Origin of the sequence: Streptomyces sp. NPDC060035 (assembly GCF_042736635.1) — a bacterium.
Classification (GTDB): Bacteria; Actinomycetota; Actinomycetes; order Streptomycetales; family Streptomycetaceae; genus Streptomyces.
This window is the reverse complement of record NZ_JBHWVO010000033.1, coordinates 41,549-68,086: the sequence shown is the minus strand read 5'-3', so window position 1 is coordinate 68,086 and position 26,538 is coordinate 41,549. Positions and strand designations below refer to the sequence as shown.

Here is a 26,538-nt window from a genome sequence, read left to right as displayed (position 1 = left end):
ACGCTACGAGCGCAAAGCCGAGCACTTCCTCGCCTTCACAAGCATCGCCTGCACCCTCATCTGCTACCGCAGACTCACCAAATGAGATGACTTCTTAGCAGGTCCTGGAAGAAGGTCCAGGGCCTGGTAGAGGGTCAGGCCGGCGTGTGGACTTTGGGTCGAGCCGCCTGAGGGTGAGGAATGCCTGTGCGGCGGTGACGAGGGTGACGTGGTGGTGCCAGCCACGCCAGGTGCGGCCCTCGAAGTGGTCCAGGCCGAGGCCGTGTTTGAGTTCGCGGTAGTCGTGTTCGATGCGCCAGCGCATCTTCGCCCACCGCACCAGGTCGGCGATGGGAGCATCCGGCGGCAGGTTCGATATCCAGAAGCCGGTCGGGGCGTTCTGGTCGGCAGGCCACTCGACCAGCACGGTGGAAGCGGGCAGGACACCGTCCCACTGGTTGCGTCCGCCGCCTGCCGCTTGGGCGGCGGCCAGGGACTGCTTGCCCGCCGGCCGACGGGCCAGGACCGCGAACCGTGAGGTCATCGTGCCTTTGCTGCCCTGCCGCCAGGCCACCTCGGTGAAGCGGCCAGCGGCAGCGGCCTCGGCCGCGTGGAGGGAGAGCGCCCGCGGCGCCTTCCGATAACGGGGAAGCGTCGGCGGTCCGAGCCCTCCGTAACCCGGCTGGTGGGGCTCGACGTTCAGCTCGTGAGCTACTTCCTTCCCGGTCAGTGCCAGCACGTAGGACAGGCCCCGTTCCTCCAAGCCGTGGCGGAAGGGCTTGCTGACGCCGTAACCCGCGTCGGCGACCACGACCGGGGTCCTGAGCCCCCACCCGGACACGTTGTCCCGCAGACTGAGCGCCAAGCGCCATTTCTCCTGATGGACGGTGCCGTCCGGGATACCGGCCCGACGGCAACGACCCGGCTCGTCCGTCCACTCCCGGGGCAGATAAAACTGCCAGTTCAGCGGACACGACGCGGTGTCGGTCGCGGCATGTGAACCCCTGGGGGACCTGATGGTGACGGCTCGACAGACACGGCCCCGCACACGCGCAATGGTGCTGTGCGGCGCTGTGGGGCTCGCTCTCGCACTGACCGGCTGTTGTGGTTTGGTGCCAGCGACAACGCGAAGCCCCGGACTGCCCCGTCTGCGGCCTCCTCGGCCCCCTCCGCGTCGGCCGCCTCCGGCGGATCCGGACGCGGCGGACACGACGGCGGTGCTCGCGTCGTACACCTCGATGTCGGCGGAGCAGATGAAGGCGTACCGGCAGGGGTCGGCGCAGGGCACGAAGGTGGAGAAGTACGCCTCGCGCGACGCGCTCACGCAGATCCGCACGGATCTGGACCGGCTGAAGGAGTCCAAGACGGTGGTGCGCGGAGCGGTCGGGCACGACGCGGAGGTGACCGAGCTCGACATGGACGCCCGGACACCCACGGCGACGCTGTCGGACTGCGTGGACCTCTCGAAGTACCAGACGTGACACCGTGGCCAAGAAGGTGATCCCTCTCCCGCCGGAGCAGGCGCTGCGCTACGTGATGACGGTGACCGCGGAGCGGTGGGACAGCGGCTGGATGGTCACCCGCATCACTCCCGAGGACGGTCCGACATGCTGAGGCTCGCCCCCGCTGTCGCTGTGCTCCTGGCGGCTGACGCCGCCCCGGTCGCGTACATGGGGCTGACGGGCCCAGCGGCGGCATCTGCAAGGGCGCCACCAGTTTCGTCAAGGTCTGCGCACAGGACGGGGCCAGAGGCAGCGGATCGGCGGGCACCGGCAGTACGGCCAAGCCCGCCGGCTCCTCCAGCGGCGAGAAGACGAAGTCGACGGACGAATGCTCCTACCGGAAGGCCGATCCGCCTCCGCCCCCTGGACACCTGGCCTGGAAGGGCCACGACCCGAAGGGCGGAGCCGTCTACCTGGTGCAGTGCGAAAGCGGACGCGGCGGCGTCACCTTCGTCCCGAACGGGCAGGACGGCCCGGCCGCCCCGACCATCGACCCGGAAGCCGTCGCGCGGCAGACGGCGGCCTCGATGCGCCTGGACGGCCCGAAGGTCGCCCCCCCCGGCACCTACGTGGTCGGGATGCCGATGTGGATGTGGGCCACCAGGACGCCGACGACGTTCGGCCCGGCGACCGCGTCGGCCACGGCCGGGGGTGTCACGGTCACCGCCACGGCGAGGGTCACCAGGGTGCGGTGGGCGATGGGCGACGACACCACCGTCACCTACCTAGGCCCCGGCACCCCGTACAGCAGATCCCGGGAAGTGACCTCGTCCCCGGACTGCGGGTACCTGTACGAGCGGCCCTCGTACGAGCAGCTAGGCGACCGGTGCCAGGGCACCGCGACCGCCTACTGGACCGTGACGTGGACGGCTCCAGCCCTCAACGACGGCGGGACGTTCACCGAGGCCCGCGCGTCGGCGACACCGCCGACGTCCGCGAGGTCCAGGTCGTCAACGACTGACCGACTGGCAGGCCGCTGACCTGCATGGTGAGTTTTCGCGGTGAGTTGACCTGCCATGGTGAGTCGGCGCGTGGGCCGTTGGTGAGTTTCCGGTTCGAAACTCACCAACGCAGGTCAGGGGCGGGTTCGGCCACTCACCACGAGGAATCCGCGGCGCCACCACCATTGGAAACTGTCCTTGTCGAACTAGGGATATAGGCCCGGTGGCCTGGGGCCGGCCCTCTGCTTTGGCCCAGCTCTTCAGACCCGGCATCGTCCTCACCTCGTTTCCGCAGACGCCAGACCCGGGCGACACGGCAGTCGAGGCGCCGCTCACCCCGCGGCTGCTGACAGCCCCGACACGCTGAAGGAACCCGGCGCACTTCATTGCGCGAGCGCCCCCGACCGGAACGCCGTGGCACGGCCATAGAGGCGAATGGCGGCAGGGACCAATTGGTTGCCCTGTCTACGACCCGCAAAGCGCCTAGCGTTGATAGGGGCCGATGAGGGGACGTGTAACGCACGCAGGAGGACATTATGTTCAACCGCCGCAGCGAAGGAGGCACCGCCCTGACCTCGCCGCTTCCCGGACCTCGGCGCGTCGCGTGGTTGCTGTGGAGCGCCGCCGGGACCATAGCGATTATCGCGCTGTTGGCATGGGTGGGCGAGGACAACCGCTCGTGGAGCGACGGGACCTGGGACGACTGGATGTGGGGGCGGGTCCAGGACCTGACCGGATGGGTGGCCCAGGTGTGCGGCGGAGTCGGCCGGGTTTTCGGGGGCAACGGCGGACTTCCCCTGGGCCAGAGGATCGGATTCTTCGCCGTTGTTCTGCTCGTGCTCTACCTGTGCTGGAGAGCGACGCTGGCATGGCTGGCGTACAAGCCCGGCCCGGTCGATGTACAGGAACTGGTCGACGCAACTCCCGTCGGCCGGCTGGAGGTTCCGGTCGGGGATCTGACCGCGGAACTGCGTCGACTGCTGTCCGACAGCAGCATGTACGCCCCGACGACACTGCCGGCCGAGGCACCCCCGACGAGCTTCCTTGACCTGGTCGGCGACATCGACCTTGGACCCGCGAAGCTGGGAACTGCGCTACCACGCATGCTCAGCCGGCTGCGGCCGAAACTCGCCTACCGGGTCGGTGGCGTGCTCCGGATGCGGAGCCAGGAGCCGGACAACGTCGGCGTGACCGTGACCGTCACCGCCTATGTCTTCGGCGGGTCGCGTTCAACGACCATATGGGCAACGGACTGGGACGAGGCCATCCGCAGATCAGGATACTGGGTGATTAGCTCGCTGCTTCCCGTCACACGGGCAGGCCGGCGGCCACCATGGCGGAAGTGGTGGGGTCGGGAGCTGTGCCCCGACCTCTTCGAGGCGTTTCAGCACGCCAACGAACTCAGCCGGGCCGGCCACTATCACGAGGCCCTGCCACAGTATTATGAGGCGATCGCACTGGATCCGCACAATCCCTACCTGCGAGGCGAGTTGGCTGAGGTGCAGGAGAGGACAGGCCTGCACATCGACGCTCTCGACACTTGCCAGCGGGCACTCACCCTCGATGGCCAGACCTTCGACCAGTACAACAAACGCTTGTGGCAGAGCCGGTGGGACCCGCACTTGCGGCGCCTGCGCTATCTATTGCATCCCCGGCTCTATGCCGAGGGTCTCGGTCTGCGGTACCGCAACGCGGTCATTCTGGGCTGCGCCGAGCAGACGGCGAAACAGTGGTTCGCGCGCAGCGGGGCGAAGAACAAGGCCACGACCGACCGGCTGGCTTCCCTGCTCGCCGAACGCTACTGGCCGGCAGCACGAGACCTCCCGTTCGCGGGAGAAGACGAACAGGTCTGGCTCGAGAAGGCGCTGAACTCCTCCGGCAGCGACGCCTCGGAGCGGCTCGTCCGCGTGGTGTTCCAGCGGGCCGCTCTGCAAGAGTTCAAGCGCCTTGCGGCCGACGACTCCTGGGCCCGCCTCGCGGGTCTGTACTGGCCCGCGAGGCTGTGGAGCCTGATCGGCCTGGCATCGCCCTTTGCGGGAGTCCAGAGCATCAAAGGCCCCCGGCAGCCCGTGACCCGGGGTGCCTTCCGGGTCAACCGGGAGGTGTGGGCGCCGCTGCGCCTGGCATGGGCGGACAGGACCAGAGGGCTCCACGGGCCAGACGAGCTCGTGAAACGGATCGGCCGGGCCCAGAGTAGGCTCGTCGTTCTGCGCCGGGTCTGGCCGGGGTGGCGACACCGTGACTGGCTGACGCACTACAACAGCGCATGCGCGTATGCCATCGCGGCGACGGCGGTCACTGACAGGAAGCAGCCTGGCGCGACCAGTCTCGCGGACGACGATCCCGACGTGGAGCGGTATGTGCAGCAGGCCGTGGAGGAGTTCGAGCAGGCTGTCCTGATGCCAAGGCGCGGTGTCACCACGGTGGAGCGGACGTGGCTGGTCCACGAGGACCCGGATCTGAACCTTCTCCGCGGCCACCCTCTCTTCCAGGACCTGCTGCGGACTGCATACCCCGGGGTGGAGACGCCGGATCAGTCCTCGCCGCGCAATTGGGCCGCGGACCAGAGGACGGACTACGACTTCGCGCTGCTCGCCGCGACGGCAGAGTTGATGCACGAGGTCTGGCACCTGCGGGGCGCGAATTCCCGTGTGGAGCTCCGGGTGGCTGCCGAGTGGCTCCGGGCCGAGGACGACATCTGGAACTGGATCCGCATCGTCGCCACCGACGAAGACCACACCCGGTGGGACCAGCGTGTGGAACTCATCAGGTCCGTCCAGGCCAACGCGCTTGAAACCCTTCCTGTCACACCCAGCTTCCCACCCGCGATGCCTTCCAACGAGACGACTCCGGCCGCCGACGGCAGCCACGACGAATGCCTCGCGGGCCTGAAACGCGAGCTGGCCGCGGGCAGAGGCAGGCGAAAACGCAGGCGGAACAGCCCCAGCCTGAAGAGCCGGCAAGGACAGGATGTCCTCCTCACGGCAACGGCCGACGGCGTGGCACCTCTGAGTCGGGAGGCCGTGCACAGGCTGTCGTCGGGATACGCAGCGGTTTGGCAGACACTCGGCGAGTGGCTGGGCCAGGGACACGGCGACGAACGCTCGTTCCACAAAGCGCTGGGAAGGGTCCCGCAGCCGACGCGACGGCGTCGTGCAGTGGTGAGACGACAGCGGAAGATCGTCGTCTGACGCGCTGTAGGTCACATCAGGCCCAGGAAGGGGTGAGCCCTCTGCCTGACGAAGCAGGCAGAGGGCTCGCTCGCTGTGGAGCGTGGGAGCGTTGCCCTGGATCGTAGGCGATGGCCTGTGTGGGGAAGAAGGGCTGGATGAGCGTGGTGTGGGCGGCAACGTCGCCGGAATCGGGACTATTCAATCCGGTTGAGAGACGTTCAGAAGTGAAGGATCTGGCAGACCGCTACAACGACCTGCGTTCCCGTGGTTGGGGGTACGTCGAGGTTCGGTCGCCGAACAGTTCTCATCGACGCTTGAGCCTCTGCTGGACCATCCTGACGATTCCGGTGATCTATCCGCCGCCGACTGCGCCAGGGTCCTACCCCGGCTGGCCGAGATCATCACGGAGTGGGAGACCGTGGAAGGCGACCCCACTGTCTCGCGGCACATCGAGGACGCCCGACAGCTCGTGATCGTGTTGAACATCTGCGTCGACTCGAACGTCGAACTGCTCTTTCTCCACCTCGGTGCGATCGAGATCGGCGGCTGTCATGTGCTTGGCATCGGCTGGGACCAGGGAGATCACTCGATGAGACATCGTGGTGAACGACTCGCCGGCCAGGTCTACCCCGTCACGCTCGAAGCGGACGAGGCCAGTCAGGCAGTGATGCGATGGACTATCCCGCCCTACGATTTCGATGATGAAGACGAGTGATGAGCTCCGTCGGACAAGATGTCGAGCTTGCTGCATTCCGACACTTGCTCTGAGAGGGTGTTTAGCCCGATCGCGCGGGCTTTTTTGACGTTTTATGCTTCGGATTGCCTGGGGCTGCTGAAGCCAGTGTGGTGTGTGGTGAGGAAGTAGCGATTTTCGTGGCGTGTTGGCCGGGAGGATCCTGTTTCATCCCAAGGTGCCGGGTTGTGCGCCGCGCGCTTCGGGCGCCGGGGTGTACGCCTGAGCACGGCCGACTGTGCGTGGGTAGCCCGTGATCGTGCCTGAACGTCGCCGTTACCCGAGTGATCTGTCCGATGCCCGGTGGGAGTTGGTCGAGCCGGTCCTGACCGCGTGGCGGTCCGAGCGCCGCGGCCGCGGCCTGGACATCGGCCGGCCGCCGAACCACGACCTTCGGAGCCTGCTGGACGCGGTCCTCTACGTGAACAGGACCGGGATCCCCTGGCGGTACCTCCCTCACGACTATCCGCACTGGAACACCGTCTACGCCTACTTCGCCCGCTGGCAGGAGGAAGGAGTATTCGACCAGCTCAACACTCTCCTCCGCCGCCAAGTCCGTAGGCAGGAAGGCCGGGAGGAGGAACCGACCGCGTGTGTCATCGACTCCCAGAGCATCAAGACATCCACCAATGTCGCCGCCTCCGAGCAGGGTATCGACGCCGGTAAGAAGATCGTGGGCCGCAAGCGGAGCATCGTTATCGACACCGTCGGCCTGCTCCTGGCCGTGCTGGTCACCGCTGCGAGTGTGCAGGACTCGATCGCCGGCCGGACCCTGATCGAACGCGTCGCCGCCGACCATCCCACCGTCCGCAAGTCCTGGGTCGACGGTGGCTACCGCCAGCACCTCGTCGAGCATGCCGCCACCCTCGGTATCGACATGCACATCGTCCGCCGCGACCCCGCCACCAGGGGGTTTGCTGTCCTGCCCCGTCGCTGGACCGTCGAGAGAACGTTGAGCTGGCTCATGAACCACCGCCGGCTGGCCCGCGACTACGAAGCCCACTCGCACCGCTCCGAAGCCACGATCCACCTCGCGATGATCAACCTCATGACCCGCAGACTCACCGCCGAATTCACTCCAACATGGCGCGGCGCATGAACCGCACCAGACCCGGCAATCCGGGATGAAACAACGGGATGAAACGCCCTCTGAGGGATTCACCGTCGTCGTGAGACTGATCATGTCGGTCACACGGTGAGACTGCCAGCAGACCAGCAGACCAGCAGACCAGCAGACCAGCGTGCTGCCCTATGACACGGGCCGGGAGACCCTACAGGATCTTGTGGAATCTCAAGTTCGGCTGCACAATCTCACCGCCCGCTTCATATCGACTGCACTCTCGACTGGCCGACGAACCCCGCCGCAGCACCTCCCGGGCCACGCCTCCCTACCCGTCTCACTCTGCGCCGCGCGCGGAGCATGGGTGAGCTAACCTGCCCGCATGCGCGGACAGTTCACCGGCTGGCCGGAGCAGGCCATGGACGTGTTGTGGCAGCTCCAGGGCGAACCGACCCACGCGACCCGCGAGCTCTATCGCGCGGACCGCGAATGCCTGGTCCGGCAGCCGATGATCGCCCTGCTCAACGAGGTCGCGGACACCGACCCCCGATACGAGGACTTCTCCGTCTGGCACTACCGCACAGACTCCTGGTGGTGGCAGCACCAGAGCGCGGTGATCCGGCTCGGCCGCAAGATCGAGATCGGTCTCCGGTTCGACCTGGGCGGCCTGCGGATCCAGGGTGCCTGGTGGTACCCCGATCCCGGCCAGGTGGACATGTTCCGCAATGCCGTGGCCTCCGAGGGGAGCGGCCGCGAACTGTCCGCCATCGTCGAGGACGTGCGGAAGATGGGCTACGACATCTCCGGGGACGTGATGAAACGCCCCCCACGCGGCTACCCGACGAACCACTCCCGTACGAACCTGCTGCGCCACCGTTCGCTGATCGCCGCCCGTCCCCTCGGCTGCGAGGAGTGGCTGCACACCCCCGAGGCAGTCGACCGGGTCCTCTCGGCCGCCGCCGATCTGGACGCCCTGCTGATGTGGCTGGTCCGCCACGTGAAGCGCGCCGCCTGACGTCACGACGGCGCCGCGCGGCACGGGAGGAACCACACCCGTGCTTGAGGCGGCCGCCCGTAACCGGCCACCGAGCGCGTCGCTACCCAGGCATAGGTGCCCGACTGCCCCCGTGGTCGGCAGGACCTTCCCGAGCGCCCCGCACCGAACAGGTGCGTGGACCGCTTCGACGAGCGGCTTTCCGCATACGCTTCCCGGCCTGGCTGGACGGCGGTGCTGGGGTACGAAGAGGGCGACGTCGTCGGGTTCTGCTTCGGCACGACCCTGGCGCCGGACACCAAGTGCTGGAACAGCATGCTCACGCCCCTGTCTGCCTCCACAATGTCGGAGAACGGCAAGCGCACCGTCGCACTGAATGAGATCGTCGTACGCAAGGCGTGGAGGGGGCGGAGCGTCGCGTGGCAACTGCATGAAGCGTGGCTGACTCACCGAACTGAGGAGCGCGTGACGCTGCTCGTCAATCCCCTCAACGGGGACGGAGCTGTCCAAGCCGTCTACGAGGCGTGGGGCTATCGCAAGCTGGGCGACCGGCAACCGTTCGCCGACTCCCCCGTATTCTCGGTCATGCTCCGCTCGGTTACTCAGGGTGACGTATAGGCGCCAAGTGCCTCGCCCGTACGCCTCGACCTGAAGGGTCAGCCGCCGGGCGAGACCTGAACCCCGTGCGATGGGCGCTGGGCCTAACTCGGCGGCTTGTCGACAGCATCAACCTTGGCGCCGAGAACTGGGACCTTCTCGAACGGGTCGAACTCGGCGTCCTCGACTGGGCGCACGTAGACCACCTCGGGCGTGGGAGAGCCCTCCCGACACCGTCCCGCCGTGCGTAGATCGCGCGCGGAGACCTTCGCCGCGCCGAGATCGGTTGCGCCCCCCGCGCGCAGGCCGTGTGAGGTGATCGGCCTGCCGTCGGTCTGGTCGCGTGCGTCCTTGGTCGGAGCACATGATCCGACCGGGGCCACCTCTGTGTCCGGCGAATGCCGTGGTGAGCCACCAAGTTCGAGTCGCGTTTCGCCCCGGTGGGTAGACGACAAGCTGAGCACCCGCGCACGCGCCGAGGAGCCCGTGGAGGCCGGCTGACTCACTGCTCAATAGGCCGCTGCCTGCCGCGAGAGAACAGCCTGGCCTCTCTCACTGTCCGGATGCTTGTGTCGACGGTCTCGCCCTGACCGCCCAGGTATGGCTACCCAGGGACGCAGGGCCGATGTGAGTATCCGCACGGATTCGTATTGGCGAGGGCCTGCCTATGGTGACGTCCATGACTGCACCCGAGGCCGCCTCCGCGCCCAGCCGCAGACGGCGCCGGATCATCGTCCTTTTGGTCACACCAGTGGTGGTGCTGTTCGGCGGCGCCTGGTACGTGATGTAGGGCTGGCCGGAGCGGTACGACAGAAAGCCGCCGCCGGAAACGTTGCGGCGTATCGCGGCCCACAACCAGGACGCCTACCGTGTACTGGATCTCGGGCCCGTGCTGAAGCCGCGGTCCGGGTCGGTGAGCCCCACTAAACACCATTCCAGCAACTCCGCCTCGACGGGCGAGTGTTACCCCGATGGCCTGAAAGCGATGGAGGATGAGCCTCTTGACGGCGTCTACAACGTCCATCACAGCTGGACCGCCGTCAGGAAAGACGGCTCCGGGGTGCGGGTCGCCTTCGGCCGTCTGACGCACCATCTGGCGGCAAATGGTTGGGAAGTCGACTGGAGCGAATCCATCAACAAGCAGAACTTCAGCGTAATCGTCGGCAAAGACGGCTAACAGCTGTCGATCAGGTGGGATGCAGACTACCGGCCACTACGAGGCCCCAGACCGGCAACTGACACCGCCTGACCTCGTGCCCAGTCGGCGGCGCTGATCGGAGCACATGATCGGACCGGGGCCACCTGTGTGTCCGGCGAATGCCGTGGTGAGCCACCAAGTTCGAGTCGCGTTTCGACCCGGTGGATAAACGACAAGCTGAACCGTTCCGACTTCTCTGCCGCTCCGTTGTGAGCCATCAGAGAGGATGGGTCTCGTGCCCAAGAAGATTGACACAGCCCTTCGCAGCCAGGCCGTGAGGCTGGTGACCGAGCATCGAGCGGAGTACTCCTCCGAGCGTGCACTGCACATCCAGGTCGCCGAATCCCTCGGCGTCTCCCGGGAGTCCGTGCGGCGCTGGGTGATGCAGTACGAGATCGATGCCGGCCAGGCGGCGGGCGTGAGCACGGACGAGCGGGAGGAGGCTGCGGGCGGAGAACAAGCGCCTGCGCGAGGTCAACGAGGTACTGAAGTCCGCGACGATTTTCTTCGCGGGGGAGCTCGACCCCCGAAACCGCTGATCGTGGCGTTCGCCGATCAGATGCGGGCCACCGGGTATGCCGTCGAGTCGATCCTCACCGCCCTGAGACAGGCAGGGCTGAAGATCGCGGCACGAACCTTGCGGGCCTGGTGTGCCCCAGCAGGCCCGTCCAATGTGGCCGCGGCCCGAACCGTGACCGACGCACTGGTCGAGGACGCGGTCCGCCGACTTGCCTTCACCGCCAACGCAGCCGGTGAGCGTGTGCTGGCTCCCGAGGGTCTCTATGGCCGGCGCAAAATGCTGGCCCTCATCCGCCGCACACTCCTGCCCGAGGCCGGGTTCGGCGCTGTCGACCGCGCCATGCGCTCACTCGGCCTCAGCGGCGTGGTCCGCGGGCGAAGACCGAGAACCACGATTCCCAACCCGGGCAACGCACGGGCCCCGGACCTGCTGGACCGCGACTTCACGGCCCCGGCACCGAACCGGAAATGGATCACCGACTTCACCTACGTCGCGTTCATCGTCGACTGCTTCTCCCAGAAGATCGTGAGCTGGCACGCCTCGGTCAAGCGGGATGTGGAGCTGGTCGACGTGCCACTTCGGATGGCGCTGTGGCGTCGCACCCACGAGGGCAACCCCGTCGGACGCGACCAGCTCATCCATCACTCGGATGCCGGGTCGCAATATACGAGTGTGCGCTTCACCGAGCACCTGAGCATCGAGGGCATCCGCCCCTCGATCGGCAGCGTCGGGGACGCGTATGACAACGCGCTCATGGAGACGATCAACGGCCTCTACAAGGCTGAGTGCATACGCACCAAGGTCTTTCACGACGGGCCCTGGAGAACAGTCTCGGACGTCGAGTACGCCACCGCCTCGTGGGTCGAGTGGTACAACAACCGCCGGTTGCACGGAAGTCTGGGCATGATCAGCCCCACCGAGTTCGAGGCAGCCCACTACGCTGACTCAGAACCCTTGGCCGACTGATCACCGGCCAACAAACCACCGGCAGGAAAGTCGGAACGGTTCAATAGCGACACTATGTGCGACACCCAAAAGCAGGCTCCGCTTGCATTTGGCCAGGTGACCCCGCGTTTTCGCGATGGTGAGTGATCAGACTTCCCCTTGTCCTACTGGTCTGCCCCGCTGTGTGGTGATGGGTTGGGTGGCTGGTGGTGGGTGCGGTTTCGGGGAAGGCGGGGCGGCGCTGCGCTGGCTGGGAGGGCTGCGGCGGTCCGGGTGGTCCGCCGCGAGCGAGGGCGGCGGGTGGGCGTCCATGGAGGCTTTCCGGGCCGCGCATGGTGGCAACGGCGACCTCCCCGGCGGAGAGCAGCCGGACGAACTTCTGGGCGTCGTGCTTGCCCAGGAACGGATAGGTAGTGGCGGCGAACTGCTGCAGACTCTCGGCGGTGGCCTCGTCCGCACCGCGTTTCGAGAGCCCGGAGTTCAGGAAGAACGCGCCGACTGTGAGTCTGAGCGGAAGTTGCCGCGCTGCGGAGCCGGATGACAGCGGCAAGGCCTTCGGACTCGTTCCCTTCTCTGGGGGAGGCGCGGTTGCGCGGTTGCGCCGCTTGTGGTTCCAGGGTTTTTGCAGCTCAGGGCAGTCCGGGGCAAGGTTAACCGGCACGGCCGGTGTGGTGGTACCGCCCAGTAGGGGGACATCCTGGTGCGATCCATGGCCGCAAGAACGAATACCGCTGGCCGCACTCCGTCGGCGGCCGCCCGCAGCGGCAACGAAGCCCGAGTCGACGGGCTCCGCCCACAACCGGCAGGGGCCGGTTCCCGATCGACAGGTTCGAGACCCATTACCCATACCGCACTCGACCGCGCGATCGATGAGGCGCGCAACGGGAGGACGGCCAAGGCCGTCCTCCACCCCTGATTCCCAGCAGACCGGCCACTGCCCGCACCCTGCACCGCGCGGCCCCTGCCTCGCACGGCCGGATACGGGGATACCCATGTCGCCATTGGTAGCCTGCGGTGTAGGCCCTGGCCGTGACGCTTGGCGTTCCCGACGTTCTGACGGGGGCCGTCTTTGCGGCTACGTCACCCCAAGAGGGCGGGGTCGGTCACGGACTCCGTCATGACGGCCCGGGCGCGGATGCGCGGTACTCGGTCTTTCCGGTAACCGCGGCCTCCCTGCGTGCCAGGGCGGGGACCGGCGATCGAACTTACGATGGGGGGAGCCGGTGCGGGCGGTTCTCACAGCACGCAGGGCGGAGGAGCATGGCGCAGGCCACTGACGCAGGACGGACCGTCATTCTGACGGTGGACGACGACCCGGCGGTGTCTCGGGCCATCGCGCGGGATCTGCGGCGCAAGTACGGGGGCGATTACCGGATCGTGCGGGCCGAATCCGGGGAGTCCGCCCTCGAGGCGCTGCGCGAGCTGAAGCTCCGGGGCGATCTGGTGGCCGTGATCCTGGCCGACTACCGGATGCCGCAGATGAACGGCATTGAGTTCCTGGAGGAGGCCATTGGCGTGTACCCCGGGGCGCGGCGGGTGCTGCTGACCGCGTACGCGGACACCAACGCCGCCATCGACGCGATCAACGTCGTCGACCTGGACCACTACCTGCTCAAGCCCTGGGACCCGCCGGAGGAGAAGCTCTATCCGGTCGTCGACGACCTCCTTACTGCATGGCGCTCCAGCGACTTCCGGCCGGTGCCCGCCACCAAGATGGTGGGACACCGGTGGTCGGCGCACTCCTCACAGGTACGCGATTTCCTGGCCCGCAACCAGGTGCCCTACCGCTGGTATTCCTCGGACGAGCCCGAGGGACGTCGGCTGCTGGAGGCGGCCGGTGCCGACGGCCGTCGACTGCCGCTGGTCCTCACCCCGGACGGCACGGTGCTGACCGAACCGGAGTCAGCCGACCTCGCCGCGCATGTCGGCCTCGCAACCACGCCGACCGCCGAATTCTACGACCTTGTGGTGATCGGCGGCGGGCCCGCCGGGCTCGGCGCGGCCGTGTACGGGGCCTCCGAGGGACTGCGGACGGTGCTGGTCGAGCGGTCGGCGACAGGCGGCCAGGCCGGCCAGAGCTCCCGGATCGAGAACTACCTAGGCTTCCCCGATGGTGTCTCCGGTGCCCAGCTCACGGACCGCGCCCGCCGTCAGGCGACCCGTTTCGGAGCCGAGATCATCACTGCCCGCGAGGTCACCGGGCTGGAGGCCAACGGCGCCGCACGCGTTGTGCGCTTCTCCGACGGCTCGGCCGTCGCCGCTCACAGCGTCATCCTGGCGACCGGGGTGTCCTACCGGAAGCTCGGCGCCCCGGGCTGCGACGACCTGACGGGGCGAGGTCTGTATTACGGCTCCTCGCTCACCGAGGCGTCGTCCTGCGAGGGGCAGGACGTGTACATCGTCGGCGGCGCGAACTCCGCCGGGCAGGCTGCCGTGTTCCTTTCGCGGGGTGCGAAGTCGGTGACGCTGCTGGTGCGCGGCGAGTCCCTGACCGCGTCGATGTCCTACTACCTTGTGCAGCAGATCAAGGAGGCTCCGAACATCAAGGTCCGTCTTCGGACCGTCGTGAACGCGGCCCACGGTGCGGAGCACTTGGAGCGCCTGACCCTGAGGGACGCGGTGACCGGCGAAAGCGAGGTGGTCGACGCGCAGTGGATGTTCGTCTTCATCGGCGCGGCCCCGCTGACGGACTGGCTCGATGGGACGGTGCTGCGCGACCGTAACGGTTTCATCCTCGCCGGACCGGACCTGACTTCGGACGGACGGCCGCCGACCGGCTGGGAGCTCGACCGGCCCCCCTACCACCTGGAGACCAGTGTCCCCGGCGTGTTCGTGGCGGGTGACGCGCGTGCCCTGTCTGCGAAGCGCGTCGCGTCCGCCGTGGGTGAGGGCGCGATGGCCGTGATGCTCGTCCACCGGTATCTGGAGCAGTCATGAACGCGCAGGTCATGCCGTGCGACCGGATGGAGATCGGGTCGCTGTTCCTGTTCGAGAAGCTCTCCCCACAGCAACTCGGGAGGCTGTGCGCCGAGGGCCGCGTGGAACGGTTCGAGCCCGGCCCGGTGTACGTCGAAGGCTCCCCGGCCACGTGCTTCTACGTGATGATCGAGGGCACCGTGGTCCTCTCCCGCCGTGTCGGCGGGCAGGATGTGGAGGTCAGCCGCACGTCGCAACGCGGTGTCTACGCAGGCGCGATGCAGGCGTATCTGGGCGACCAGGTGCCCCAGACATACAACAACTCGATGCGGGTGACGGAGCCGACCCGGTTCTTCGTCCTGCCCGCGCGGTCGTTCGCAGACGTCATGCGGGAGTGGTTCCCCATGGCGGTGCACCTGCTGGAGGGCCTGTTCTTCGGGTCCAGGAACACGCAGCGGGCCATCGGGCAGCGCGAGCGTCTGCTGGCTCTCGGCTCACTGTCCGCAGGACTTACGCACGAGCTCAACAACCCGGCGGCGGCCGCCGTCCGCGCGACGGCGACGCTGCGGGAACGGGTCGGCAGGATGCGGCACAAGCTGTCCCTGATCACGCAGGGCACGTACTCGCGCGAGGCGCTGGCCTCGCTCATCGAGATCCAGGAACGCACCGCCGAACGCGTCGCCAAGGCACCGGCGCTGAGCGCTTTGGAGGCGGCGGACCGGGAGGACGAGATCAGCGACTGGCTCGACGACCATGGGGTGCCGGAGGGCTGGCGGATCGCGCCCACGTTTGTGCAGGCGGGGCTGGACACGGACTGGCTGGAACAGGTCGCGGCGACTGTCGACGAGGAGATCCTGCCTGGAGCCGTCGGCTGGCTCAACTACACGGTCGAGACCGAGCTGTTGATGGACGAGATCGACGATTCCACCACCCGCATCTCGCACCTGGTTGACGCGGCCAAACAGTACGCACAGCTCGACCGGGCCCCGCACCGCGACGTCGACGTCCACGAACTCCTCGACAGCACACTGCTGATGCTGTCCGGCAAGATCGGCCCGCAGGTCCACTTGGTCAAGGAGTACGACCACTCCTTGCCGGAGGTGCCCGCCTTTCCGGCGGAGTTGAACCAGGTGTGGACCAACCTCGTCGACAACGCGGTGCAGGCCATCCGCGGCACCGGCGGCGAGGGGACGCTGACGGTGCGCACGGCCCGGGAAGACGACCGGCTGCTGGTGGAGTTCCGCGACACGGGCCCCGGGGTGCCCGAGGAGATCCGCAGCCGCATCTTCGACCCATTCTTCACCACCAAGCCGGTCGGCGAGGGCACTGGTCTGGGGCTGGACATCTCCTGGCGGATCGTCGTCAACAAGCACCACGGCAGCCTCGAGGTCGAGTCCGTGCCGGGTGACACCCGGTTTCGGGTGCTGCTGCCGCTGACCACCCCCCAAGCGTGGGCCGATGCCCGAGCTGGAGATGGATCCAGGACAACCGAGGAGTCTTCATGACCGAGATCGATGGAATCGACCCGAGCGTCCCGCCCAGTGGCACCGGCTGCGCGGACTGCGACACGGCGGGCGGCTGGTGGTTCCACCTGCGGAGATGCGCCCAGTGCGGGCACGTCGGCTGCTGCGACTCCTCTCCCGGGCAGCACGCCAGCGCCCACTGGAGGTCCAGCGGGCATCCGGTGATGCAGAGCTTCGAGCCGGGCGAGGAGTGGTACTGGAACTTCGCCACCGGCGACCTGTACGAGTCCGGGCCGGTACTGGCCCCGCCGGGTGACCACCCGGCCGACCAGCCGACCCCCGGCCCGTCCGACCGAGTCCCGCAGGACTGGCAACAGTTGCTGCACCGCTGACCGGAACACCCGCCGTGTCCACGGGACCGGCGCGGACAGGCGCGTCCACACGTGCGGCACGGGTTGGAGCCCGACGTCCGCGATGCCCGCAAGCCGGAATGGGTGCTGCGAACGCCACCAACCCGCCCGCGAATGGGATGGCCGCGAGCACATACCCCCTACCGGGTACCGCAAGGCTGTTGCCCAGTACAAAGCCACCCGGGACGCCTTCCTCGCCGAGGTCACCGGCAGCGAGCAGCGTGGCAATATCGCGGAGATCGGGCGCGCCTTCGGAGCCGGCTTCAACCTCGCCCTCCCGGGGGCCCCTATAGCCGCCGACGCCTGCGCGTCGGCTAGGAGCGCTCTCTGGCGGCGGTGCGGTCGGCGGGCTGCAGGTTTAGTTGTGGGTGTGGGTGGTGCCGAGGACTGCTGTGTGTTCGAGTGGGTCGTCGATCTCCCGAGCGGACGTCCTCATCGCACTCGAGCGCGCGCCAGACGCGCACCACATCAGCGTGATCCGGTCGTTCTCGCGCAGGTGGGCGATGGTCTCGGCGTGGCTGCCGCCGAAGTCCGGATAGGCCAGGGTTGACTCGTCCAGTACCCCCAGAGTGCCTGCCCGGCGCTTGGGCGACAGGTTCACGCACCCGTCGGCGGCGAGCGGGGCCGTGGCGGTGAAGAGGACCGGCCGGCTCTCGATGAACTTCCGCAGCCTGCCGTCGATGCTCTCGTAGGCCTTTTCCATGAGTCCCAGCGTTGCAGACCGTCCTGCTGCAACCAGGACTACGGGCGCCGGGGCTTCCCGGAACGGGGTGTCGTGACTCTCTCTTGCGAAGGTGGGATGGTGGTGGCAAGGCCCCGGTCCGTGGTGCCGCTGCTCGCGGTCTGCGCGGGTTACTTCATGGTCATCCTGGACGTAACCATCATCAACGTCGCCGTTCCCGTCGTGGGTCGGGAGTTGTCGGCCTCGCTCACCGGAATCCAGTGGATCACCGACGGCTACACGCTGGCTTTCGCCGGCCTGCTGCTCACCGGCGGCGCGCTCGGGGACCGGCTGGGCAACCGCCGGATCTTCTGCACCGGGGTCGTGGTGTTCACTGCGGCCTCGGCCGGCTGCGGGCTGGCCCAGCACACCGGGACCCTGGTCGCCGCCCGGCTGCTGGAGGGAGCCGGCGCGGCACTGATCGTGCCCGGCTCGCTCGCCCTCCTCCAGCAGGCCTACCCCTCGCCCGCCGAGCGCTCCCGCGCCTTCGGACTCTGGGGCTCGATGGCCGGCATCGCCGCCTCCGCCGGCCCCCTCCTCGGCGGACTCCTCGTCACCACCGTCGGCTGGCGATGGGTGTTCTTCATCAATCTGCCCATCGGATGCGCCTGCCTACTGCTGGCCCTGCGCCACGTAGCCCCCTCGCCCCGGCACACCGGCCGCTCCCTGGACTGGCCGGCCCAAGGCGCGATCTTCGCCACGGTGGCTCTGCTGACCGCCGTCCTGAACGAGGCCGGACGACGCGGCTGGGCAGACCCGCTGATCCTCGGCGGGGCCGGCCTGTGCGTGCTGGCCGCCGCCCTATTCGTCCTGCGCGAGCACCTGGCCCGCACTCCCGTACTGCCGCTGCGGCTGCTGCGCTCGCGTGCGCTGAGCGGCGCGGCGGTGATCGGCCTGCTGTTCAACTTCGCCTTCTACGGCATGATCTTCACCGCCAGCCTGTACTTCCAGCAGCACCGCGGCCTGAGCGCACTGCGCACCGGGCTCGCCCTCTTCCCCGCAGTCGCCATGACGATGTTCGCCTCCGTCCTGTCCGGGCGCCTCGCACGACGCACCGGACACCGCCCGCTGGTGGTCTCCGGCATGCTGCTGGCAGCTGCGGGCCTGGCCGGCTGGGCAGCCGCCGGGACGGACACGGGCTACCCGCTGCTCGTCGCACCGATGATGGCAGCCGGATTCGGCACTTCCTTCGCCCTCACCGGCTCGACCACCACCGTCATGACAGCCGCACCCGAGGGCTTCTCCGGCACCGCCTCCGCCCTGTTCAACACCACCCGCCAAGTAGGCAGCGCCGCAGGCGTCGCACTGGGCGGCTCACTGCTCGCCGCGACCGGTGACTTCACAGCGGGGCTGCGAACCAGCATGGTCATCGGCGCGCTCGCCTATCTGGCAGCCGCCGCCCTCGCGCTCGCCTGCATCCCGCCGAAGGAGACCCACCACACCACCGGCTGAAGTAGCGCCGACCAGCCACCGACGCGACAGCAAGCCAACCCGCTCGGAGTTCCCGGTCACTCATCGTCAACGCCTAACAAGTCCTTGGTCTTCGGGCTTAACACCCCCAAAGACCTTCCTTGGCCGCCTTGCCGAAGCTGACGCCGCCGCCACAGCCGCCCTGGCACAGCATCGGGAACCTCGTAGGTCGATCACAGATCGCCGTAGACGTACATCTGCGCACGTTCGCAGCGGACGCAGGGGTGCCGGATCTCAGGTACGAGCAGCTGCGCGCCGTGTACGAGGAGGCCGCCGCCATGCTGGGACATGAACCCGGCGGCTTGGAGCACGCGGTCTGGCGCCTCAAGGCAGCAGGCTCGTAACGCAGCAACACCTCCACGAAGCCGAACCAGCCCGGTTCACCGAGACCACGCCCCACCAGCTCGGCTCAGCGCTACCGTGGTTGCACTCGCCAGATGACAGCCCAGGAGCCCCGGATGAGCCAGCAGCCGGCCACCGCGCCCGACCGCCAGCCCCTCGACGAGCACGCAGCCGAATCAGTCCGTGCCTACGCCGCTGCGGAACGCGCCAAGACGGACGTCCTCGCCTCGGTGCTCGAGGACATCGCCATGAACGGCTACCCGTCGCCCGAAACCGGCGTGCCGTGGGAGACAGCCCGCGACGCCCACCTCGCCCGCCTCGCCGGCGAGCAGCCCCGTGTCGCCTGAGCCCGGGCCGCGCCGCTCGCGCGTCATCACGGTGGAGCCCGCGCTCACCCAGCTGTCCAAGCTCACCGCCTCAGAGACCCACCGCCTGGACCGCGCCATCGTCGCGATCAGCGTGAATCCCGAGCTCGGCACCGCCATTCCCGGAACGTGGCTCCGCGACTACTCCGACGAAGTCGACGGAGTGCGGGTCATCTACTACGTCACGGCCTTGCAGACGATCACGATCGTGGCATACGTCGAGGCGTAGCCTCCCGAGCATCTCGACAGCGCCTCGGACCTCTTCATCCGGGGCGCTGTAACGTGCGGCGGTTTCTACCGGTGTTGCTCGGTCTCGCGGCGCTCGCCGTCCGGGGACGGGTGAAGCGGTGTTGGACCGAATGTCAGTGCCTCGTGGAAGCCTGGCAGATCGATGCCGTCGGGGAGGGACTCATGTACGAGGCGATCAGCGCAGAGGGTGCCGAAACGATCCTACGGATGGCTAAGTCCAGGAAGCGTGGGGGACAGATCGGGAGGTTCGGCGTTGGGATCAAGAGCGTCCTAGCTGTCTGCGACCACGAGGTGCCGTTAACGGACAGGACGACCGACGCATTCGGCTTGGAAATCCGCCGGGCTGCTGTAGCTGTCATGAATGGGCAGCAAAGGCTGTCGTCACTCGCTCAGTGGCTAGAGGTCCCGCCAACTCAACTACGCAGAGCGGCGTCGGCTAGCGAACTCGAAGACAGGCGCGCCTGGCTCGAACTAGTACCGTATGCGCCGCAGCGGATGCGTGTTCGGTTCACGTCGGATGCTGTGGCTTACAACGCCGCGTGCGACAAACTGCTGGAGCGTGAAGCAGCAGGGAGGCATGAGGTCCGGAGTGAGGCGACCGCAGAACGTCGTCACCGGGACGGCGCGGCAACGCGAGAGGTGCTCAGTCGCAGCAAAGGCCGCTGTGAGAACCCCGAGTGTCTCCTGCCAGACCTCCCGTACCGCACGGCAGCGGGGAAGCCGCTGCTCGAAGTCGATCACATCGACGATCATGCGGCAGGCGGGCGTGACTACCCGAGCGCCATGATCGCTCTCTGCCCAAACTGCCACCGCAACAAGACTCACGGAGCCGACCAAAGAGAACTGAAGGAGCGGCTTCGGGCAGAGGCCCTGAAGCGTCACCAAGCCCTGCGAGGACCCGGCAGGGATTGAAACCGACAGTGTGCCGCGCTCATCAGCATGCGGCTGATGGCGCTCTTTGAAAACGGCTCTGACCGGAGTTCCGTGAATTGCCAGGTCAGCGAGGGGCTGCGGGAACGATTCGGCAGGGTTCTGTCGGTCATGGGGGTCTGCTCGCTGGAAGATGTGCTGTTCCCGAAGATCGATGTGCGGTTGGAGCGGGTCGCGTTCACCGCGGATGCGTTGGTCATGTCGGCCGCGGCGTGCGGCCCGGCGCCTATTTCGCCTTCCGTAAGTGCTGCACCTAGGGAACGTTCTCGTCGACGTCGAGGCCGGGCGAGTTGTGGACGTGCTGCCCGACCGGAGATCAGAGACGTTCGCCGACTGGCTACGAGCACACCCCGGCGTCGAGATCATCTGCCGTGACTGACCGCGCCACCGCCTACACCCGCGCGGTCAAAGGGGCCGCCCCACACGCATTGGAAGTTGCCGACCGCTGGCACCTGCTGCAGAACCTGTCTGCCGCGGTCGAAAAGACCTGCCACCAGCACCGCGACTGCCTGCGCAAAACCGTCGAACACGAGTCGCCCGCGCCACCGGAGCCACCGCTGATGGACCTGCCGCCGCTGACCCTTCCCTCGACGCAGATCATCGAACGCACCCGCCACCGGCACGAAGACGTCCATCGGCTCGTCGATGCCGGCTGGACCATCAGCGCATCGGCCGTCGGCTGACCTGGACCGCAAGACCGTGCGCCGCTTCCGCGATACCGACCACGATGTGATGGTCGCTTCCGCCCGCGAACGGCGCCCGGCCGGCGTGCTGGAACCGTTCAAGGCGTATCTCAACGCCCGCTTCACCGAGACATCGGGCCAGGTCAGCGGAAGTCGCCTGTTCCTGGAGGTCCGCGAACGTGGCTACCGGGGAAGCCGCCAGGTGGTCCGGAAGCATCTCGCTGCCCTGCGGGCAGGCACTGCCGAGCCGATCCGGGCCGACATCCCCAGCCCCTGGAAAATCACTTCCTGGATCATGCGGCCCCGCGAGGCCCTTACCGACAGCCAGAACGAGCCGCTGCTCGAAGTCCGGCTTGCTTGCCCGGACATCACACGAGCCTGTGACCTTGCCCGTTGCTTCGCCGATCTCGTCCGCAGCCAGCGCGGATTCCTCCTGCACGACTGGATCCGCCAGGCCGAGCAAGATGCCCCCAAGCCCATGAGCGGCTTCGCCGGGTTCCTCCGACGTGACCTCGACGCCGTCACCGCCGGGCTCGCCCTTCCCTGGAGCTCAGGCGTCGTCGAAGGCCACGTGAACAGGGTGAAAACGCTCAAGAGAGCAATGTACGGCCGAGCGTCCTTTGATCTCCTGCGGACCCGCATTCTCATCAAGCCGTAGGCTTCCGGCGTGCGCTACCTGGCAGAACCCTTCATCCTCGGTGACCTGAAGCGGGGGCATGCCGTCGAGCAGGTCCTCGGACCGGCAGGAAGCCCTGAGCGGCCCGGCATCTGCTGGGTCGAGATACGGCCGAGGCACGGCGCTTGTGAGGTCTACCTGCACTCCGCTCTGGCCTGCGAACCCCTTACCGGTGACCTGGATGCGCTGCCACCGCTGTTTGACAGCGAGGAAGAAGACTTCGGCCTCCTTCTGGCAACCACGACCGATCCGCTTGCCGCCTTGGACGCTGCCGAATCCAGCACCGGATCCGTGCGCGAACGCTGGGTAAATCAATGCATGGCCGGTGACGAGTACCGCGACTACGTACTGGCTGGCCGCCCCGCTGCAGCACCTGACGGCCAGCCGTGGCCCTCTCCGCCGCCTTCCTGACAGTGGCTTCACGGAACTCCGGTCAGAGCCTTGAAAACGGCCAGGGCCGCTCGCGCTCCTCAGGCGGTTGTCCAAGCAGGCAAGGGGCGATCGTCCACATTGGTGGTGTTGGGGCTGTGTGGACGCCTACATCTGCTCGAAGTGGAAGGAGCGGATGAAGCAGTCTCGCGGCTGGCCGATCGCGAACAGGGCGCAGTCGAGCACGGATTGGGCGGTCAGCGGGTCGCCTGCGGTTCGGGAAGTCTGATCCCAAGCGGGTTGGAGTGGGTCGCCGTCCATGAAGTCCGGCGGGTAGAGCGAGATGACACGGATGCCCTCGGGGCGGAGCCGCTCGGAGAGGATGTCGGCGAAGCCGGCCTGGGCGGCTTTGGCCGCGTAGAACGCGGGGTGTGCCTGGGAGCGGTGGTTCCGGGCTTCCGCGGCCGAGGAGACCAGGTTGACCACGTCCGCACCAACAGAGGCGCGTAGCAGTGGCAGGAAGTGCTTGACCGTCAGCAGTGTGCCGGTGGCTCCGGAAGCGATGGTGTCGGTGATCGCGTCGTCGTCGGCGTCCCACAGATCGGGACCTTCCAGGTAGCGAGCGCCATTGTTGATCAGCACATCCACCTGGTCGGCGTGGGCGGTGATTCCATCTGCGAAGGCCCGTATGGAAGCCGGGTCGGCCAGATCGCAGGCGAACGCTTCAGGTTTCGCCCCAGAGTCGGTCGCCACCTCGTCGGCCACTCTCTGGGCTGCAGCCAGAGAACGCGCGGACACAAACACGCGCGCACCCAACCGACCTGCCTTCAAGGCCAACGCTCGCCCGAACCCACGCCCGGCCCCGGTAACCACCATCGTGCGCCCAGTGAGATCCACGCGCACACCTCCTTCTGCCAGGTGTTGATCACCGCGAGCGTAGCCGTGCTGTCCAACGCGCTGAACCCCTCAGCCGAAGCACGAGTGGGGAGATCCACTGAGCACGTCTGGGCAGGACGTGAGCATCACCTGGCCGATAGATGCAAAGAGCGTCATCAGCCCCGCCACACCCGGTGCGACCGGACGGGAATCGAGGTCGATCAGCCCCCGGAAGGGCTCCGCGGCGGGCCGGGCGGCGCTCCCGTGCGGCACCACCTGGTGCTAACCCCCTCGCGACAGGCCGCAAGACCCCAGCTGCAAACTGCAGGACGTGCCGCGAACACCAGCACCGCCCGCAAGAGTGCCCCTGCCACGCCGCAAACGGCTGGTGCCACGGGTTTCACGCAGCAACCACAGACCCTGCGCTCCTGAAAAAATGGTGGGGCGAGTACCCCACACTCGGCGTCGGAGTCTCCTGCGGCCCAGCAGACCTCGTCGTCCTGGACATCGACGCCCACAGCGCTGAAGTGCCCCACCGCAACCAACTGCTCCCAGGAATCCCGATCCACGAGAACGTCAACCTCGACGGCCTCGCCTCAGGATTCGATACCCTCGCGCTGCTGGCGGCGCTGCGCAGCCAACAAAACCCAGCAGACGACGACTCCACCCTCCGAGTCCGCACTCCGTCCGGCGGACTCCATGCCCGGTACCAGCTACCTCCCAGGAGTCCGCGCTACCGATCCTCGGTCAGATCCAGCCCGAGTGGCCCTCGCCTGGCAAGTCGATGTCCGATCCACGGGCGGATACATCGTCACCCCAGCCACCCGCAGTGCTGCCGGCACCTACACGCCGGTCGGCGCAGCACGGCTACCCGCCCCCCTCCCGGACTGGCTTGCCGCCGAGCTCCAACGCACCGGGCATTCGCTCGACAGTCGCCCCGACCCAGTCCCCCCAGCCCGAACCGCCGTAGGCCGCCCCTCCAGGCAACGAGCGAACCGGCTCCTCGAACCCTTGCTCGCCCAGGTGCAAGCCTGGGCCTCAGCCCCCGAGGGGACAGCCTTCACGGAGAAACTGAACCGAGCGGCCTACACCGCCGGCGGCTTGATCGCCTCCGGCAACCTCACCGACACCCAAGCACGAGACCTGCTGACCGCAGCCGCCAACCAAGCACGTCCACACCGCAGCCAACACAGCCTCGCCGTCATCACCTCTGCCCTGTCTGCCGGCGCAAGCCGGCCGCTCCATCTCAAAGGACGCCCATGAGCAGCGCCGACAGCACACGCTTCGATGCCACCGCCGCGGCTCAGCAGATGCTCGCCCTCGAGGCCCGGCCAGCCCAGCCCAGCCTGCCAGCCCAGCAGAACACCACCAGCGCCGCAGTCCACGAACCTGCCGCGCCTCAAGGCCAGCTGCCCGGCCTCCTGACCGACCGTGGCAACGCCAAGCTGTTCGCTGTCATGTTCGGCGACCAGTTCCGGCACGTCGAAGGCCTGGGTTGGTACCACTGGGACCAGTACCGCTGGAAGCGCACCGGTGGGGAAAAAGCCGCCGTGTGGGCAGCCGGCGACCTCGCCGAACAGATGCCCGCCTCCGACCCGACTGGCCTCTTCAGCGACCGGGATCTAGCCGCCCACCGACGCCGGTCCATGTCGACCCCAGGCATCAAAGCCCTGCTCACCCAGGCCAAAGCCTCCCCAGCGCTCGCCCTTGACCCCGACGTCCTGGACGGCGATCCGTACGCCCTGTGCACCCCAGCCGGCGTCGTCGACCTCCACACCGGCGAACTACACGAACCCGACCCCGAAGCAGACATGCACTCCAGGGCCACGAGCGTCGCACCCGAGACGATGCCTACCCCACGCTGGCACCGCTTTCTCCACGACACCTTCGGCGACGACGCCAAGGGCGAGGAAACCATCCACTTCCTCCACCTGCTGCTGGGCTACTCCATCACCGGAGACGTCGGCGCCCAGGTCCTGCCCTTCCTCTACGGCACCGGCGCCAACGGCAAGTCCGTCCTCCTGGACGTCATGACAGATTCTCGGCGACTACGCCCAAGCCGCTCCGCCGGGCTTCCTCATGGAAAAGGGCAAGTTCTCCGAGCACTCCACAGAACTCACCGAACTCCACGGCCGCCGCATCGTTGTCTGCTCCGAGCTCAAGCCCAACGACAAGTTCGACGAATCCAGGGTCAAGCTCCTCACCGGCGGCGACCGCATCATGGCCCGCCGCATGCGCCAGGACTTCTTCAGCTTCAACCCCCCCACAAACTCTGGCTGCTCGGCAACCACCGCCCCGAAGTCGGCACCGGCGGCCACGCCTTCTGGCGCCGCATCCGCCTCATCCCCTTCGAACGCGTCGTCCCCGCCGCCCGGAAAATCGACAACCTCGCCAAGGAACTCGTCCAGAGCGAAGGCCCCGGCATCCTGCAATGGCTCGTCGAAGGCGCCCAGCTCTACCTGGCCACCCGCGACCCCCTCGCAGGCCCCGCTACCGTCCGCACAGCCACCGAGGCCTACGCCACCACCGAAGACCACATCGGCCGCTTCATCACCGAATGCTGCACCACCGACAACCCCGGCCACAGCACCGAACGAGGCGACCTCCGCGTCGAGCAAGGCCTCCTCTACGCCACATACAGCAACTGGTGCAGCGCCGGCGAAGGCATCCGCCCCGCCACCGCACGCGCCTTCGCCACACGCGTACGCCAGGAACTCTCCCTCGCCTCACCCGCCGACATGATGAAATCCAGCGGCAAAAAGTACTACCCAGGCCTCGGACTTCTCACCGATGACGAACCCCAGGCCGAACATGCCTGACACCCGCGCCCTACGCGCGCACGCCACCGGCGCTTATCCTGAACACGGTGCCTCCACCCGGGAACGTGCTCACCACACCCGCTCCGGCCCGCAATCGGCCGACGACAACGAAAAGGGGCTGCAGCCATGAGCTCGCTGCTGAACGAGAGCGATCTCCGCCACGAGAACGCCGTGGTGTGGCTGGAGAGCCCCGACGAGCTCGACTACGTTCGCCAAGCACTCGACAAAACCCCCCCCGGCGCCGCGGCAAGCCCCGCTACGAGCGCGACGGCCGCATGATCGGCTACACCGAACTCGACGCCCACGCCGAGGCCGATCCCGACAGTGGCCTCCAGCTCCGGCGTGTCTTCTTCCTCCTCCCACACGACCGCGACGCCAACCCCGACGGCCCTTATCACGAAGGCGCCCCCGGCGAAGCGGTCGACCCCCGTACCATCGAACCCCGCCGCGTAGGCGACAAAACCCCCCGCTCCCAACGCGGCCCCGCCGCGATAGCAGCCACCAGCACCTGACCCAACTGGCACAGACGCGCGGCGGCGCCTCCAGGAGCTGAACTACGATGCGGCCGACGACCGAGTCACGCAGCACCTTCGCGAGAGCTACTTAC

At 67.6% G+C, this 26,538-nt stretch carries 22 protein-coding genes and 4 pseudogenes; 23 read left to right on the top strand and 3 right to left on the bottom strand.

All coding sequences use genetic code 11. From position 1 onward, the window contains the following. Window positions 1-94: 94 nt before the first annotated feature. The gene (locus tag ACFWBQ_RS33950) at window positions 95-1,027 is read right to left on the bottom strand and encodes an IS701 family transposase (RefSeq protein WP_385506186.1); all 933 of its coding nucleotides are present in this window, start codon (window positions 1,025-1,027) and stop codon (window positions 95-97) included. Window positions 1,028-1,196: 169 nt separating this feature from the next. Between ACFWBQ_RS33950 and ACFWBQ_RS33945 the strand changes: the two genes are divergently transcribed. The 13 genes from ACFWBQ_RS33945 (at window position 1,197) to ACFWBQ_RS33885 (ending at window position 16,413) form a co-directional block, all read left to right on the top strand. Further along, window positions 1,197-1,460 carry a hypothetical protein gene (locus ACFWBQ_RS33945; RefSeq protein WP_385506183.1) on the top strand — a complete coding sequence of 88 codons (264 nt, stop codon included), beginning with the start codon at window positions 1,197-1,199 and terminating at the stop codon, window positions 1,458-1,460. 4 nt (window positions 1,461-1,464) lie between these two features. After that, a complete protein-coding gene (locus ACFWBQ_RS33940; protein WP_385506181.1) occupies window positions 1,465-1,593 on the top strand; it encodes a hypothetical protein in 129 nt (42 codons plus the stop codon). Between the two features lie 304 nt (window positions 1,594-1,897). Beyond that, window positions 1,898-2,461: an ATP/GTP-binding protein gene (locus ACFWBQ_RS33935; protein ID WP_385506178.1), complete on the top strand. Its 564-nt coding sequence runs from the start codon at window positions 1,898-1,900 to the stop codon at window positions 2,459-2,461. A gap of 497 nt (window positions 2,462-2,958) precedes the next feature. Continuing rightward, window positions 2,959-5,613: a tetratricopeptide repeat protein gene (locus ACFWBQ_RS33930; RefSeq protein WP_385506175.1), complete on the top strand. Its 2,655-nt coding sequence runs from the start codon at window positions 2,959-2,961 to the stop codon at window positions 5,611-5,613. 250 nt (window positions 5,614-5,863) lie between these two features. Continuing rightward, window positions 5,864-6,310, top strand: a complete 447-nt coding sequence (locus ACFWBQ_RS33925) for a hypothetical protein (RefSeq protein ID WP_385506173.1) — start codon at window positions 5,864-5,866, stop codon at window positions 6,308-6,310. Between the two features lie 277 nt (window positions 6,311-6,587). After that, complete coding sequence (locus ACFWBQ_RS33920) at window positions 6,588-7,427, top strand: IS5 family transposase (protein WP_385506170.1); 840 nt, start codon at window positions 6,588-6,590, stop codon at window positions 7,425-7,427. A 343-nt stretch (window positions 7,428-7,770) separates the two neighbouring features. Beyond that, window positions 7,771-8,403, top strand: coding sequence for a DUF2461 family protein (locus ACFWBQ_RS33915; RefSeq protein ID WP_385506168.1), 633 nt, complete (start codon window positions 7,771-7,773; stop codon window positions 8,401-8,403). A gap of 156 nt (window positions 8,404-8,559) precedes the next feature. Next, window positions 8,560-9,000 (top strand): N-acetyltransferase, encoded by a 441-nt coding sequence (locus ACFWBQ_RS33910; protein ID WP_385506165.1) that lies wholly within the window; start codon window positions 8,560-8,562, stop codon window positions 8,998-9,000. A gap of 964 nt (window positions 9,001-9,964) precedes the next feature. Beyond that, the gene (locus ACFWBQ_RS33905; RefSeq protein ID WP_385506162.1) at window positions 9,965-10,156 is read left to right on the top strand and encodes a hypothetical protein; all 192 of its coding nucleotides are present in this window, start codon (window positions 9,965-9,967) and stop codon (window positions 10,154-10,156) included. A gap of 256 nt (window positions 10,157-10,412) precedes the next feature. After that, window positions 10,413-11,663, top strand: coding sequence for an IS3 family transposase (locus ACFWBQ_RS33900; RefSeq protein ID WP_385506159.1), 1,251 nt, complete (start codon window positions 10,413-10,415; stop codon window positions 11,661-11,663). Window positions 11,664-12,902: 1,239 nt separating this feature from the next. Then, entirely contained in the window at window positions 12,903-14,579 is a 1,677-nt protein-coding gene (locus tag ACFWBQ_RS33895) for an FAD-dependent oxidoreductase (RefSeq protein ID WP_385506156.1), read from the top strand. Beyond that, on the top strand, window positions 14,576-16,063 hold the full coding sequence (locus ACFWBQ_RS33890; RefSeq protein WP_385506153.1) for an ATP-binding protein: 1,488 nt from the start codon (window positions 14,576-14,578) through the stop codon (window positions 16,061-16,063). The genes ACFWBQ_RS33895 and ACFWBQ_RS33890 overlap by 4 nt, the downstream gene beginning before the upstream one ends. Beyond that, on the top strand, window positions 16,060-16,413 hold the full coding sequence (locus ACFWBQ_RS33885; RefSeq protein WP_385506151.1) for a UBP-type zinc finger domain-containing protein: 354 nt from the start codon (window positions 16,060-16,062) through the stop codon (window positions 16,411-16,413). Before ACFWBQ_RS33890 ends, ACFWBQ_RS33885 begins: the two co-directional genes overlap by 4 nt. Window positions 16,414-16,849: 436 nt before the next feature. On the opposite strand, the pseudogene ACFWBQ_RS33880 reads toward ACFWBQ_RS33885, so the two are convergent. Then, window positions 16,850-17,134, bottom strand: a pseudogene (locus ACFWBQ_RS33880) (pyridoxamine 5'-phosphate oxidase family protein); the annotation flags it as partial. Window positions 17,135-17,230: 96 nt separating this feature from the next. Here ACFWBQ_RS33880 and ACFWBQ_RS33875 point away from each other — a divergent pair. The 7 genes from ACFWBQ_RS33875 to ACFWBQ_RS33845 all read left to right on the top strand — a co-directional run bounded on the left by ACFWBQ_RS33875 (window position 17,231) and on the right by ACFWBQ_RS33845 (window position 22,278). Beyond that, a complete protein-coding gene (locus ACFWBQ_RS33875; protein WP_385506148.1) occupies window positions 17,231-18,604 on the top strand; it encodes an MFS transporter in 1,374 nt (457 codons plus the stop codon). A 476-nt stretch (window positions 18,605-19,080) separates the two neighbouring features. Beyond that, window positions 19,081-19,311: a hypothetical protein gene (locus tag ACFWBQ_RS33870; protein ID WP_385506147.1), complete on the top strand. Its 231-nt coding sequence runs from the start codon at window positions 19,081-19,083 to the stop codon at window positions 19,309-19,311. Continuing rightward, on the top strand, window positions 19,301-19,558 hold the full coding sequence (locus tag ACFWBQ_RS33865; RefSeq protein WP_385506145.1) for a hypothetical protein: 258 nt from the start codon (window positions 19,301-19,303) through the stop codon (window positions 19,556-19,558). The genes ACFWBQ_RS33870 and ACFWBQ_RS33865 overlap by 11 nt, the downstream gene beginning before the upstream one ends. A 377-nt stretch (window positions 19,559-19,935) precedes the next feature. Next, on the top strand, window positions 19,936-20,490 hold the full coding sequence (locus ACFWBQ_RS33860) for an HNH endonuclease signature motif containing protein (protein ID WP_385506194.1): 555 nt from the start codon (window positions 19,936-19,938) through the stop codon (window positions 20,488-20,490). A 389-nt stretch (window positions 20,491-20,879) separates the two neighbouring features. Then, entirely contained in the window at window positions 20,880-21,191 is a 312-nt protein-coding gene (locus tag ACFWBQ_RS33855; RefSeq protein WP_385506143.1) for a transposase, read from the top strand. Window positions 21,192-21,207: 16 nt separating this feature from the next. Beyond that, window positions 21,208-21,849 (top strand): transposase, encoded by a 642-nt coding sequence (locus ACFWBQ_RS33850; RefSeq protein ID WP_385506142.1) that lies wholly within the window; start codon window positions 21,208-21,210, stop codon window positions 21,847-21,849. A 9-nt stretch (window positions 21,850-21,858) separates the two neighbouring features. Beyond that, complete coding sequence (locus tag ACFWBQ_RS33845; protein ID WP_385506138.1) at window positions 21,859-22,278, top strand: hypothetical protein; 420 nt, start codon at window positions 21,859-21,861, stop codon at window positions 22,276-22,278. 126 nt (window positions 22,279-22,404) lie between these two features. Here the strand turns inward: ACFWBQ_RS33845 and ACFWBQ_RS33840 are convergent, their stop codons facing one another. Beyond that, on the bottom strand, window positions 22,405-23,133 hold the full coding sequence (locus ACFWBQ_RS33840; RefSeq protein ID WP_385506137.1) for an SDR family oxidoreductase: 729 nt from the start codon (window positions 23,131-23,133) through the stop codon (window positions 22,405-22,407). 140 nt (window positions 23,134-23,273) lie between these two features. Here ACFWBQ_RS33840 and ACFWBQ_RS33835 point away from each other — a divergent pair. The 3 pseudogenes from ACFWBQ_RS33835 (at window position 23,274) to ACFWBQ_RS33825 (ending at window position 26,443) form a co-directional block, all read left to right on the top strand. Then, window positions 23,274-24,375: pseudogene (locus ACFWBQ_RS33835) on the top strand (bifunctional DNA primase/polymerase). Continuing rightward, window positions 24,372-25,931: pseudogene (locus ACFWBQ_RS33830) on the top strand (phage/plasmid primase, P4 family). The pseudogenes ACFWBQ_RS33835 and ACFWBQ_RS33830 overlap by 4 nt, the downstream one beginning before the upstream one ends. Before the next feature lie 126 nt (window positions 25,932-26,057). Continuing rightward, window positions 26,058-26,443: pseudogene (locus ACFWBQ_RS33825) on the top strand (DUF6009 family protein). Window positions 26,444-26,538 lie beyond the last annotated feature (95 nt).